General features: G+C 38.9%; 7 protein-coding genes, 2 tRNA genes and 1 rRNA gene. All 10 read left to right on the forward strand.

Annotated elements, in window-relative coordinates:
* Positions 1–270: ribosomal RNA gene (locus tag BM102_RS12740) — 23S ribosomal RNA — on the forward strand; the annotation flags it as partial.
* 116 nt (positions 271–386) lie between these two features.
* Positions 387–459: transfer RNA gene (locus BM102_RS12745), tRNA-Ala, on the forward strand.
* Between the two features lie 165 nt (positions 460–624).
* Positions 625–695: transfer RNA gene (locus tag BM102_RS12750), tRNA-Trp, on the forward strand.
* A 184-nt stretch (positions 696–879) separates the two neighbouring features.
* The gene (locus BM102_RS12755) at positions 880–2,100 is read left to right on the forward strand and encodes an EAL and HDOD domain-containing protein (RefSeq protein ID WP_090482485.1); all 1,221 of its coding nucleotides are present in this window, start codon (positions 880–882) and stop codon (positions 2,098–2,100) included.
* Between the two features lie 333 nt (positions 2,101–2,433).
* On the forward strand, positions 2,434–2,661 hold the full coding sequence (locus BM102_RS12760; protein ID WP_044937573.1) for an HPr family phosphocarrier protein: 228 nt from the start codon (positions 2,434–2,436) through the stop codon (positions 2,659–2,661).
* 49 nt (positions 2,662–2,710) lie between these two features.
* Positions 2,711–5,116: an ATP-dependent DNA helicase gene (locus BM102_RS12765; RefSeq protein ID WP_090482488.1), complete on the forward strand. Its 2,406-nt coding sequence runs from the start codon at positions 2,711–2,713 to the stop codon at positions 5,114–5,116.
* A 152-nt stretch (positions 5,117–5,268) separates the two neighbouring features.
* Positions 5,269–9,069, forward strand: a complete 3,801-nt coding sequence (locus tag BM102_RS12770; RefSeq protein ID WP_090482490.1) for a phosphoribosylformylglycinamidine synthase — start codon at positions 5,269–5,271, stop codon at positions 9,067–9,069.
* Between the two features lie 165 nt (positions 9,070–9,234).
* Positions 9,235–10,305, forward strand: a complete 1,071-nt coding sequence (locus BM102_RS12775; RefSeq protein ID WP_090482493.1) for a carbamoyl phosphate synthase small subunit — start codon at positions 9,235–9,237, stop codon at positions 10,303–10,305.
* Complete coding sequence (carB, locus tag BM102_RS12780) at positions 10,305–13,505, forward strand: carbamoyl-phosphate synthase large subunit (protein WP_090395478.1); 3,201 nt, start codon at positions 10,305–10,307, stop codon at positions 13,503–13,505. The genes BM102_RS12775 and carB overlap by 1 nt, the downstream gene beginning before the upstream one ends.
* Before the next feature lie 200 nt (positions 13,506–13,705).
* Positions 13,706–14,500, forward strand: coding sequence for a YhfC family intramembrane metalloprotease (locus BM102_RS12785; protein ID WP_090482495.1), 795 nt, complete (start codon positions 13,706–13,708; stop codon positions 14,498–14,500).

Below are 14,500 nucleotides of genomic sequence, written 5' to 3' on the forward strand. Positions count from 1 at the left end.
GGATATTTGAGAGGAGCTGCCCCTAGTACGAGAGGACCGGGGTGGACGGACCACTGGTGTATCAGCTGTCGACCAACGGCATAGCTGAGTAGCCAAGTCTGGACGGGATAAACGCTGAAGGCATCTAAGCGTGAAGCCCCCCTCAAGATGAGATATCCCATTCCTTCAAGGAAATAAGATCCCTTATAGACGATAAGGTAGATAGGTTCAAGGTGTAAGTGCGGTAACGCATTCAGCTGATGAATACTAATAGATCGAAGGTTTATTCTAAAAGGAAGATGTGTAGCGAATTTTCGGACACTAAGTTTTACTGTGTGAAGTTTTGAGGTTGCTATAAGAGAAGTAGCAAGCAAGAGCTTGCTTTTTTCGTAGAGAAACCACTATTTGGGGGCGTAGCTCAGTTGGGAGAGCACCTGCCTTGCAAGCAGGGGGTCAAGAGTTCGAATCTCTCCGTCTCCACTAAAGTTCTTGCTAAATGCAAGAACTTTTTGTTTGCCTAAGATAGAAAAAATAATGTGAAAATTTTGTGATTTTTCTATTGAAAGCGACTAGATATTGTGTTAATATTTACTAGTCGCGTGGGTGAGGGACTCAAATCAATTTTGGGTTTTTCGCTTACGATTTAGGGGATTGGTCAAATGGTATGATAGGGGTCTCCAAAACCTTTGGTGGGAGTTCGATTCTCTCATCCCCTGTTACTAAAAGCCTTGGAAGATATACTTCCAGGGCTTTTTTCGTATATAAAACAGTGATAAATACACTACTTAATTAATTGAATGTGTAAAAACAAAATGATATAATAAACTAAAATAGTCAGAAAATTCAATTTATAATTTTCTTAAGGGGTTTTACTATATTACGTGCAAAGGAGAAGGGATTATGCTTGCTACATTGGTACCACTGTTTTACGAAGATATGTCAGTTGCATCATATTGCTTATATGCGCAGAAGGAGAACTTATATCAACATCCACATTTACTAGGCGCAGGAAAATATGATGGTGCTGGCGCTATCGTAGGAATTGAAGTTTTTGATAGTGTTTCGGAGGATGATCTTGTTGCTAACTGCAGCATAATTATTCCTATTAATAATATTTCATTATTTTCTAATATAGAACAACAGTTGACTGGCTTTGATGGAAGAATAGTTTTACTGGTTGATCAGACTATTAAGCCAGAAGAATCATATAATAAACGTTTACTTGATTTGAAAAGTAAAGGTTTCAAGTTGGCTATGAAGGATTTGCCTCTTGCTAACATTGATGACTTTAAGTTTATGCTAAACGATTTTGATCTATTCCTTATTAATAGCGAAGCTGGAGATGTTGTTGCTCAGGCTAAGGAGTTTAGAAAAGTTATTCCTGATATGGACTTTTGCGCAGAAAATCTTCATAGCAAGGAAGAATTTGATGCTGCTAAAGAATCTGGTCTATTCAAAATTTTCGAAGGTACTTTCTTTAGAGTTCCAATTAATGAACAAGATACAGAGGTTTCGCCTATTAATATTAATTACATGAAGTTGATGACAGTTATTAATCAGCCAGATTTTAATCTTAGCGATGTATCGAATGTTATTGGACAAGATCCAGCTCTTTCTATTGAGTTATTGAAAATTGCTAATAAGCTTACAGTAAATTCTAATATTAGATCCATTGCTCAAGCTACAGCACTTTTAGGACAACGTGAGATTAGACGTTGGCTAAATACAACATTATTTAATGGTTTAGCAGCTGGTAAGCCAAATGAGATTACACGACTATCATTAGTTAGAGCAAGATTTGCAGAAAATCTGGCACCTGTATTCGATTATGCTATGAGAAAAGATGAGCTTTTCCTAATGGGACTGTTTTCTCTACTTAATTTGATACTAGATATGCCTATGGAAAAGGCATTAGAGCAAGTTGGCGTTAGTAATGAGATAAAGAAGGCTTTAGTAGAAGATGATGGCATCTTTTCACCTCAGCTTGAATTCTTACTTAGCTATGAAGCTGGTGATTGGCAGGAAGTTTCCAGATTAATGGTTCTTCATGATATTGAGATGCATGATGTGTACGATGCATACGTAGAAGCCTTGAAATGGTATGGCAATATGTTTATTTAGTGACTTTGTACTCATTTAAATACAAATTTACAAAAATTTAATAATTTGGACACTAAATCAATATAATTTGTCAACATGGAAACTTGCTTATAAAAATATCGCGCAAACACCGATAATAAGGCTTTTTATGGAAACTAAAATTTGAAAAAGTGTTCAGATAATCTTCACATAGCAATTTTTTATAAAAATCAAAAAGTTACTGCACGAATTGATAAGTGTGTGACAAAAATTGCATTGACAGTATTTATAAATGATGTTATAAAATATCAAGTACGTTACGGAAGACGTATTGTAGTAAATGGATTTTGGTTTTTATAGGAGTTGATTTAGTTTATGAAGTTTAAAATTAGACTTGAGAACACACAGGACGCAGAAGAGTTTGTTACAGCAGCTGCTAAGTGTGGCGGCGATGTCGACCTTCATAGCGGAGTAGTTTATATCGATGGTAAGTCCCTTCTTGGAGTACTTGCAATGGGTATCAAGAGAGACATGGATGTCTATGTTGCAGATCACATCGAACCATCTTTTAAAAACGCTGTTAAGAAGTTCGTTGTTGCATAGAATAGAATAAGGTATAATAACCCTGTGATTATCACAGGGTTTTTTATTTATGAAAGTATCGAGATTAATAGCTCCAGAGGGAGAAAAAGCACAAATAAATATTTCGGTTCGCAACTTAGTCGAGTTTCTTCTTAGAGAGGGAGATATCGATGACAGAAAAGGGTCTGTAGATCCTTTTGAGGCGATGCAAGCAGGAAGTAGGATCCATAGAAAAATTCAAAGTTCTATGGGTCCATTTTATAGTGCTGAAGTTCCACTTAAATTCCAGATTGAATATGAAGACTATATTCTTGGACTGGAAGGGAGAGCTGACGGTCTTGTTTTAGATAGAGACGAATTTGGAAATGTTGTTACAGCCACAGTTGATGAAATAAAAGGAATGTATATGGATGTAATGACATTTGAAAAGCCTGTACTTGTTCATGAAGCTCAAGCTAAATGTTATGCATATATGGTTGCTTCTGAATATAATCTTGAGACAATCGAAGTGCAGATGACTTATGTTAGCTTGGAGACAGAAGAGGTTAAGTATTTTAATCATGTCTACACTTATGAAGAAATAGAAGAGTGGTTTTTGACCATTGTTGGTATATTTAAGAAATGGTCTGATTTCCAATATTATCATAAGATGGAGCTTCTAGAATCTGTTCAAGGTTTGGAATTCCCTTATGAATACAGAGACGGACAAAAGAAACTTGTTAGTGATGTATACAGAAGTATATACAGAAGAAAGATTTTGTTCATGCAGGCCCCTACAGGCACAGGAAAGACTATCGCCAACGTTTATCCTGCAGTAATGGCCCTTGGACAAAATCTTGCAGAGCGTGTTTTTTATCTTACAGCTAAAACGGCTACTGCAATCGCAGCTAGGGATGCATATAGTCTTTTAGTGGAAAAGGGATATGAAGGCAAAACAATCATGTTGACAGCAAAGGAGAAAATGTGCCTTTGCGATGAGGCTGATTGTAATCCGGATTATTGTCCTTATGCTAGGGGACATTTTGATAGAATTAACGACGTTATATATGAAGTAATTACTAAGGAAACGGTAATAACAAGAGATGTTATTCTTGGCTATGCCGAAGAATACGTAGTTTGTCCATTTGAACTGGCACTAGATGTTAGTACGTGGTGTGAAGGTATTATCTGTGATTACAACTACGTGTTTGATCCAAATGTATATTTGAAGAGATTTTTTGCTGAAGGCAAAGGTGGGGAGCACATTTTTCTTATTGATGAAGCTCACAACATGGTTGATAGAGCAAGAGAGATGTACTCTGAAACTCTCATCAAGGAAGAAATTCTTTCTATAAAAAGGTATGCTAAACCTGTCAGCAAGAAATTGGTTAATGCATTGGAAAAATGCAATAGGATTATGCTGGAATATAAGCGTGAGTGTGATCACGATATAACAGTGCTGGATGATGTTGATATGCTTTTAAATGCTTGTGACAATCTTCAAATGATATTGGAACAACTATTTAAAAAAGAAATCAAATTTGGAATATATCAGGATGAAGTATTAGATTTCTATTTCAGATTGAGAAACTTTACGGCCTTGGCGTATCAACAGGATAGTGATCACTATCGTATATACTGTGATTTCGATGAGGATAAAAACTTCAATCTTCATTTATATTGTATTGATCCATCTGCACAGTTGCAGGACAGGCTCAGAATGGCCAGGGCAACAGTATACTTTAGCGCGACATTACTTCCTATCGATTATTACAAGGATTTGCTTTGTAATGATAAAGATGTGTATGCCATATATGTGGATTCGGTTTTTGATCAAAAGAACCGTCTTTTGATGCTAGGTACAGATGTTACTAGCAAGTACACAAGACGAGGTGATGATGAGTATCTGAAATTTGCAACTTACATCAATACTATCGTAAATGCGAAGCAGGGAAACTATATGGTTTTTGGTCCTTCTTACAAGTTTTTGGAGGATATACAAAGCAAATATAGTGACATAATGGGTGATGTTGATGTAATAGTTCAACAGCAAAATATGACAGAACAAGAACGAGAAGACTTTCTGCTGGAATTTGAAAAGAAAAGAGACAAATCAATGGTAGCGTTTTGTACTCTTGGAGGGATTTTTTCAGAAGGTATAGATTTAGTTGGCGGAAAGCTTATTGGTTCTATAGTACTTGGGGCAGGGCTTCCACAGGTGGGCAACGAGCGAAAGCTTATGTCTGATTTTTTTGATGAGAATGGCAAAAATGGATTTGAGTATGCCTATTTGTATCCTGGTATGAATAAAGTAATCCAGGCGGCCGGACGTCTTATCAGAACCAAAGACGATGTGGGAGTTATTGCATTGCTTGATGAACGCTTTAGGTTTGGAAGCTATAGAAAAACATTTCCAAGAGAATGGAATGATGCTACATTCACATCTGTAGAAAGTGTGGAAAAGCAGGTTAAAGGATTCTGGAAAGATAAGGAATAAAACTTTCGTTAAAAAGTAACAAATTTAATTAAAAAAATAGGCTGAAAAAGTATTAGGACATGTGAACAAATTGTGATATACTATCTACAACTGTGGGGTGTGCGAGGTTTTGTACACCCTGCGATACAAAATAAATATCACGGAGGTGTAAAGTGGGCAAGGTAAGAAGAGTTTACGTTGAGAAAAAACCACAGTTTGCAGTATCTGCTAAGTCACTGTATTCCGAAATAGGAAGTTACTTAGGCATCAAGGGTGTTACAGGAGTCAGGGTTTTGATTCGGTACGACATTCAGGATGTTTCTGATGAGGTCTTTAAAAAAGCGGTAAAGACGGTATTTTCGGAGCCACCTGTTGATGATGTTTATGAAGAAACATTTGATTACAATGGCAGAGTTTTTTCTGTTGAGTTTTTACCAGGTCAGTTTGACCAGAGAGCTGATTCTGCGGAGCAGTGTCTTAAACTTCTAAATGAGGATGAGAATCCTACTATTCATACAGCAACTACCTATGTTATTGAGGGTAGCATTTCTGACGATGAATTTAATGCTATAAAATCACATTGTATTAATCCAGTTGATTCTAGAGAGACTTCACTTGAAAAGCCAGAGTCTCTATCTAATAATTTCGATGAGCCAGCCGACGTCAAGACTTTTGACGGATTCATTTCTATGGCTGAAAATGATTTACGTAATTTATATGATTCCTTAAATCTTGCTATGACATTTAAGGATTTCCTTCACATTCAGAACTATTTTTCCAATGAAGAACACAGAGACCCTACTGTTACAGAAATCAGGGTATTAGATACATATTGGTCTGATCATTGTAGACATACAACATTCTCTACAGAGTTAAAGAACGTTACTATCGAAGATGGTTATTACAAAGCTCCTATTCAGGCAACTTTTGATGATTATCTTGATAACTTCAAGATTCTTTATAAGGATAGAGATGATAAGTTTGTATGCTTAATGGATTTGGCACTTCTTGCTATGAAGCGTCTTAAAGCAGATGGCAAGCTTGATGATCAGGAAGAATCTGATGAGATTAATGCGTGCTCAATCGTTGTACCTATTAATGTAGATGGAACAGATGAAGAGTGGCTTATTAACTTTAAGAATGAGACACATAACCATCCTACAGAAATCGAACCATTTGGTGGTGCTGCAACATGTCTTGGCGGTGCAATCAGAGATCCACTTTCAGGACGTACTTATGTATATCAGGCAATGCGTGTTACAGGTGCTGCTGATCCAACAGTTTCAGTAAAGGATACAATCGAAGGAAAGCTTCCACAGAAGAAGCTTGTTCGTGAAGCTGCTCATGGATACAGCTCATATGGTAACCAGATTGGTCTTGCTACAGGATATGTAAAGGAAATATATCATCCAGATTATGTTGCAAAGCGTATGGAGATTGGTGCTGTTATGGGTGCTGCTCCAAGACGTGCCGTTCAGAGATTGAATTCAGATCCAGGAGATAAAATCATTCTTCTTGGTGGACGTACAGGACGTGATGGAATCGGTGGTGCTACAGGTTCTTCAAAGGCTCACAATACAGAATCTACTGCAGTATGTGGTGCTGAGGTTCAAAAGGGTAACCCACCTACAGAAAGAAAGATTCAGAGACTTTTCAGAAGAGAAGAAGTTTCATATATTATTAAAAAGTGTAATGACTTTGGTGCCGGCGGTGTATCAGTAGCAATCGGTGAGCTTGCTCCAGGACTTACAGTTGATCTTGATAAGGTTCCAAAGAAGTATGCAGGTCTTGATGGAACAGAACTTGCTATTTCAGAATCACAGGAGAGAATGGCTGTAGTTGTATCACCAGCTGATGTTAATAAGTTCTTACAGTATGCTGCAGAGGAGAACCTTGAAGCAATTGAGGTTGCAGTTGTTACTGAGGAGCCTAGACTTGTTCTTAACTGGAGAGGTAAGGAAATTGTTAACCTTTCAAGAGCATTCCTTGATACAAATGGTGCTCATCAGGAGACAGATGTATATGTAGAACTTCCTGACAGCAAGGATAAATACATCGATAGAATTGGTATCGAAAAGGTAGCAAAGGACATTGAGAATAATGATTTAAAGGCTGCTTGGCTTGATACACTTGCTGATCTTAATGTTTGCTCACAGAAGGGACTTGTTGAGATGTTTGATGGCTCAATCGGAGCTGGCTCAACACTTATGCCTTTTGGTGGTAGATATCAGCTTACAGAAACTCAGGCAATGGTTGCTAAGGTTCCTGTTGCTGATGGAAATACAGATGCTGTTACAATGATGGCTTATGGCTTTAATCCATATGTAAGCTCTTGGTCACCATATCATGGTTCACAGTTAGCAGTACTTGAGTCAATTTCACGTATCGTAGCTACTGGTGGTGATTACAAGAAAATCAGATTCACATTCCAGGAATACTTCCGCAGAATGAGCGAAGATCCAAAGAGATGGAGCCAGCCATTTGCTGCACTCCTTGGTGCATACAAGGCTCAGATGGAGTTTGGTCTTCCTTCTATAGGTGGTAAGGACTCTATGTCAGGAACATTCAATGAAATCGATGTTCCACCAACACTTGTATCATTTGCTGTAGATGTGGCAAAGCAGCAGGAGATTGTTACTCCAGAGTTAAAGGAAGCAGGAGATAAGCTCTTCTTACTTAGAATTCTTCGTGACAATTATGACCAGCCAAATTACAGTCAGGCAAAGGTTGTTTATGAAGTAATCAGACAGATGGTAGAGCTTGGAAACATCAAGGCTGCATATGCTCTTGATGCATACGGATTAGTACCAGCTGTTTCTAAGATGGCCTTTGGTAACAAGCTTGGTGTAAAGCTGGTTGATGAATGCCAGAATGGATTATTATTCGGATGTGTAATAGGCGATATCGTAGTTGAAGTTTCAGAGGATGGTGCACTTGCTATTATTCAAGAGCTTGAAAAGAGAGGATTCTCTGATTGTGGCTACGAAGTTGGTGAAGTTACAGATGATGCAACATTCACATACAAGGATGTAAAGATTTCTATGGATGAGGCTCTTGCTGCATGGACAGGAACTCTTGAAAAGGTATTTAAGACACGTAGCCATGATGATACATCTCTTGTAAATACAGAGCTTTACAAGGCTAAGAACTTCTACATTAGCAAGAATAAGATTGCAAAGCCAAGAGTATTTATTCCAGTATTCCCAGGCACAAACTGTGAATACGATTCAGCTCGTGCCTTTGAAAAGGCAGGCGCAATCACAAATGTAAAGGTATTCAAGAATCAGAATGCCGAGGACATCAGAGAATCAGTAGATGAGTTTACAAGAGCAATTGCTCAGTCTCAGATTGTTATGTTTCCTGGTGGATTCTCAGCTGGTGATGAGCCGGAGGGTTCAGCTAAATTCTTCGCAACTGCATTTAGAAATGCAAAGATGAAGGAAGCTATAACAAATCTTTTAGAAAATAGAGATGGTTTGATGTTAGGTATCTGTAATGGATTCCAGGCTCTTATCAAGCTTGGTCTTGTACCTTACGGTGAAATCCATACACAGTCAGCAGATTCACCAACTCTTACATACAACACAATAGGACGTCATATTTCTAAGATTGCCTATACAAAGGTAGTCAGCAACAAGTCACCTTGGCTTGCAGGTGCACAGCTTGGAGAGACTTATTGTTCACCAGCATCTCACGGTGAGGGACGTTTCGTTGCTTCAGAAGAGTGGATTAAGAAGCTCTTTGAAAACGGACAGGTTGCTACTCAGTACGTAGATGAAAATGGTAACCCTACAATGGATGAGGAATGGAATATCAACGGAAGCTACTATGCAATCGAAGGTATTACAAGTCCAGATGGTAGAGTATTTGGTAAGATGGCTCATGCAGAGCGTAGAGGTAGTGGCGTAGCACTTAACATTTATGGTAATCAGGACATGAAGATTTTCGAATCTGGTGTGGATTACTTCCGCTAAAATAATCGTAAATCCAAGGTATCTTTTATACCTTGGATTTTTATAAAATTTAAATGAGCTTTACAAAATAGTTCTTATTTTTTCAATGAATATAGTGATAACGATATTGAAAAAATAATAGAACTATTTGGAAAGCGGACTATAAAAGGGTAGAAAAGAGGAAAGATGAAAGCATTTTTAATTTTGGAAGATGGCACAGTATTTGAAGGCACAAGCATAGGATCTACCAGAGAGGTCGTTAGTGAGATTGTTTTCAATACTTCTATGACTGGATATTTGGAAGTTCTGACAGATCCTTCTTATGCAGGCCAGGCCGTATGCATGACATATCCACTTATTGGTAATTATGGTATTACAGATGATATGGAAAGTGGCAGACCATGGCCTGATGGATTTATTGTTAGAGAGCTTAGTAGAATTCCATCAAACTTCCGCTGCAAGGGCACAATTCAGGATTTCTTGGTTAAGCACAATATCACAGGTATTTCAGGTATCGACACACGTGCTCTTACAAAAATCTTACGTGACCGCGGAACAATGAACGGAATGATTACTACAAATGAGCACTTTAATTTCGAAGAAATCAAGCCAAAGCTTCAGGCTTATAGAACTGGGGATGTAGTTTCAAAGGTTACTTGCCAGGAGAAGACAGTTCTACCAGGAAACGGAAAAAAGGTGGCACTATTAGATTTTGGTGCAAAGAGAAATATTGCAAAGTCTCTTAATGATAGAGGATGTGAGGTTACTATTTATCCTGCCCACACTACTGCAAAGGAAATCCTTGCAGCAGAGCCAGACGGTATTATGCTTTCAAACGGACCTGGCGATCCAAAGGACTGCGGGCCTATCATTGATGAGGTTAAAAAGCTTTATGATAGCAATGTACCAATTTTTGCAATTTGCCTTGGACATCAGCTTATGGCACTTGCAACTGGTCTAGATACTCACAAGCTTAAGTACGGACACAGAGGTGGCAACCATCCTGTAAAGGATTTGGAGACTGGCAAAGTATACATTTCATCACAAAACCACGGTTATGTAGTTGATACAGATGGACTTGATGAGAGAATTGCAGTACCTGCATTTGTGAATGTAAACGATGGAACAAATGAGGGACTTAAGTATACAGGAAAGAACATTTTCACTGTTCAGTTCCATCCTGAGGCATGCCCAGGACCACAGGACAGCGGATATTTATTTGATAGATTTATTAAGATGATGGGAGGAGAGCAGTAATGCCAAAGAGAAGTGACATTAAGAAAGTAATGGTGATTGGCTCAGGTCCTATCGTTATTGGACAGGCGGCAGAGTTTGATTATGCTGGAACACAGGCATGTCGTTCACTTAAGGAAGAAGGCATTGAAGTTTGTCTTGTAAACTCTAACCCTGCCACAATCATGACAGACAAAGAGATAGCAGATCAGGTTTATATTGAGCCTCTTACAGTAGACGTTTTAAAGCAGATTATTATTAAGGAAAAGCCAGATTCACTTCTTCCAACACTTGGTGGACAGGCTGGACTTAACCTTGGTATGGAGCTTGCAGAGAGCGGCTTCCTCGAGGAGCAGGGAGTTAAGCTTATCGGTACCACAGCTGAGACAATCTTTAGAGCTGAGGATAGACAGGCATTCAAGGACACAATGGAAAAGCTTGGTGAGCCTGTTGCAGCATCACTTGTTGTAAACACAGTTGAGGATGGTATCAAGTTTACTAACACAATCGGCTATCCAGTAGTACTTAGACCTGCTTATACACTTGGCGGCTCAGGCGGTGGTATTGCAAACAATCAGCAGGAGCTTGTAGAAATTCTTACAAACGGTCTTCGTCTTTCACGTGTCCATGAAGTTCTTGTAGAAAGATGTATCGCTGGATGGAAGGAAATCGAGTACGAGGTAATGCGTGATGCCAACGGCAACTGCATCACAGTATGTAACATGGAAAACATCGATCCTGTTGGTGTACATACAGGTGACTCAATCGTAGTTGCTCCTTCACAGACACTTGGCGACAAGGAATATCAGATGCTTCGTACATCTGCACTTCGTATTATAGATGAGCTTGGAATTACAGGTGGATGTAACGTACAGTATGCGCTTCATCCAGAAAGCTTTGAGTACTGTGTAATCGAGGTAAATCCACGTGTATCTCGTTCATCAGCACTTGCATCAAAGGCAACAGGATACCCTATTGCAAAGGTAGCAGCAAAGATTGCTCTTGGTTATACACTTGATGAAATCCCAAATGCAATCACAAAGAAGACTTATGCATCATTTGAGCCAATGCTTGATTACTGCGTAGTAAAGATCCCAAGACTTCCATTTGATAAGTTCATCACAGCTCAGCGTAAGCTTACTACCCAGATGAAGGCTACTGGCGAAGTAATGTCTATATGCAACAACTTTGAGGGTGCCCTTATGAAGGCAATCCGCTCACTTGAGCAGCATGTAGATTCGCTTCTCAGCTACGATTTCTGCGATATGACAGATGAGGAACTTAACGAAGCACTTAAGGTTGTTGACGATAGAAGAATTTACTGCATTGCTGAGGCTCTTAGACGTGGTGCATCTTACGAGACCATTCACAATATCACAAAGATTGATATGTGGTTCATTGATAAGATTAAGATTCTTGTTGAAATGGAGCTTAGACTTCAGCAGGAAGAGCTTACAGTTGAACTCCTTAAAGAAGCAAAGAGAATTGAGTTCCCAGATAGCGTAATTGCACACTTGAATGGAAAGATGACTGAGGACGAGGTTCGTCAGATGCGATATGACAACGGCATTGTAGCTGCTTACAAGATGGTTGATACATGTGCAGCAGAGTTTGATGCCATGACACCTTACTACTACAGTGTTTACGGAAGCGAAAACGAAGCTGTAGAGACAAAGGACAGAAAGAAGGTACTTGTACTTGGTTCTGGTCCTATCAGAATCGGTCAGGGTGTTGAGTTTGACTACTGTTCAGTTCATGCTACATGGGCGTTTGCAAAGGAAGGCTGGGAGACAGTCATCGTAAATAACAACCCAGAGACAGTTTCAACTGACTTTGATATAGCAGATAAGCTTTACTTCGAGCCTCTTACAAATGAGGATGTAGAGTCAATCGTAAATCTTGAGAAGCCAGACGGTGCTATCGTACAGTTCGGTGGTCAGACAGCTATCAAGCTTACAGAGCACCTTATGAAAATCGGCGTGCCAATCCTTGGAACAAAGGCAGAGGACGTAGATGCAGCAGAGGATAGAGAGCTCTTTGATGAAATTCTTGAGCAGACACAGATTCCACGTGCTGCCGGCGGCACAGTATTTACTGCTGAGGAAGCAAAGGAAGTTGCAAACAGACTTGGTTATCCAGTACTTGTTCGCCCATCTTATGTACTTGGTGGACAGGGAATGCAGATTGCCTTTAATGATGATGAGATTGAGAAATTCATGGATATCATCAATCAGATTGCTCAGGATCACCCAATCCTTGTAGATAAGTACTTACAGGGAAAGGAAATTGAGGTTGATGCCATCTGTGACGGTGAAAATATCTTAATCCCTGGTATCATGGAGCATATTGAGCGTACTGGTATACACTCAGGTGATAGTATCTCAGTATATCCTGCTCACACAATCAGCCAGGATATTAAGGACAAGATTGTAGATTATACAGAGCGACTTGCAAAGGCTCTTCACGTACTTGGAATGATTAATATCCAGTTCATCGCCATGGATGGAGAGGTTTATGTAATCGAGGTAAACCCAAGAAGCTCACGTACAGTTCCATACATTAGCAAGGTAACAGGCATTCCAATCGTAGACCTTGCTGCAAAGGCAATTCTTGGTCATAAGATTACAGAAATGGGATACAAGCCAGGCCTCCAGCCTGAAGCTGACTACATTGCAATCAAGATGCCAGTGTTCTCATTCGAGAAGCTACGTGGAGCTGAGATAAGCCTTGGACCAGAAATGAAGTCAACTGGTGAGTGCCTTGGTATTGCAAAGACATTTGAGGAAGCTTTATACAAAGCATTCCTTGGGGCCGGTGTGGTTCTTCCAAAGCATAAGCAGATGATTATTACTGTAAAGGATGCTGATAAGCCAGAGGCTCTTGAGGTTGCAAAGAGATTTGAGAAGCTTGGATACAAGATCTACGCTACACGCTCAACTGCAAAGTATCTGCAGGATGGAGGAGTAGATGCACTTCAGGTAAACAAGATTTCACAGGAATCTCCAAACGTAATGGACCTTATCCTTGGTCACAAGATTGACCTTGTTATCGATACACCTACACAGGGACACGGAGATAAGACAAGAGACGGATTCCTCATTCGTCGAAATTCTATCGAGACTGGTGTTAACTGTATCACAGCAATCGATACTGCAGTAGCACTTGCTACATCACTTGAAAGCGCAACTACAGAATATACACTGGTAGATGTCGCAACTATATAATTAAACTTAGAAGCTACTTTTCTGTATCAAGCAGAAAGGTAGCTTTTTTTATATATTTACATATATTACTATGCTATAATTTTAAATATCTGTAGATTATTTGGAAATTTAATAAAAAGTGTTGACCTTCTACCTTGTGGAAGGTTTATATTTCAAGCATAGACAAGGCCAAGTCTCAATATTAACTCGGGAGGGATGACATGGAAACAGTATCTTTAGCATCTATTATAGGGATGTGTTTTACACTATTAATTTCATTTGGTTTGCCAATAGGATTATTGCTATATGCAATGAACAAGCTAAAAGCAAAAATGATTAGCTTTTGGATAGGAGCTGCTACATTTGTAGTATTTGCTCTTGTGCTTGAACAGCTGCTGCATATAGGAATGATTAATCAGTTTGGTGAAGCTTTAACTGGAAATATTCTTATAAAAGCCATCTATGGTGGACTTGCAGCTGGAATCTTTGAAGAGGTTGGTCGTTTCATATCAATGAAATTGTTTATGAAGCGACTCCTTAATAAAGAAAATGCATTTATGTACGGTGTTGGTCACGGTGGAATAGAGGCTATGATTATAGTAGGACTGACTACTGTATCAAATCTGATTAGCGCTTATATGATTAATACTGGATTAATGGAGAAATCTTTGGAGTTATTTGACAGTGATATTAAACAGCAGACTATTGATCAGCTTACGGTTTTATGGACTACTAGCCCAGTGGATTTTTACATGGCTGGAGTAGAGAGAGTTGTTGCCATTACATTACATCTGTCACTTTCCTATATTGTTTATAGGGCAGTCAAAGACGGAAAGATTCAGCTACTTTTCTTATCAATTGCATTACATGCCTTTGCAGATTTTGTAACTGTTTTGGTGGCAGGATATGCACCAATTATAGTAGTGGAAATTATATTGATTGTAATAGTTTCTATTATTGCAGTATTTGTTTATAAGAGATTTTCTGCTGAGCAGACAATTGCCTTAGGAGAATAG

Source organism: Pseudobutyrivibrio sp. JW11, assembly GCF_900115355.1.
Classification (GTDB): domain Bacteria; phylum Bacillota; class Clostridia; order Lachnospirales; family Lachnospiraceae; genus Pseudobutyrivibrio; species Pseudobutyrivibrio ruminis.

Bases quoted from the DNA above. Each gene is read 5' to 3' on its own strand.
- BM102_RS12755 (WP_090482485.1), top strand. From the start codon at position 880: ATGCTTGCTACATTGGTACCACTGTTTTACGAAGATATGTCAGTTGCA.
- BM102_RS12760 (WP_044937573.1), top strand. From the start codon at position 2,434: ATGAAGTTTAAAATTAGACTTGAGAACACACAGGACGCAGAAGAGTTT.
- BM102_RS12785 (WP_090482495.1), top strand. From the start codon at position 13,706: ATGGAAACAGTATCTTTAGCATCTATTATAGGGATGTGTTTTACACTA.
- BM102_RS12765 (WP_090482488.1), top strand. From the start codon at position 2,711: ATGAAAGTATCGAGATTAATAGCTCCAGAGGGAGAAAAAGCACAAATA.
- BM102_RS12775 (WP_090482493.1), top strand. From the start codon at position 9,235: ATGAAAGCATTTTTAATTTTGGAAGATGGCACAGTATTTGAAGGCACA.
- carB (WP_090395478.1), top strand. From the start codon at position 10,305: ATGCCAAAGAGAAGTGACATTAAGAAAGTAATGGTGATTGGCTCAGGT.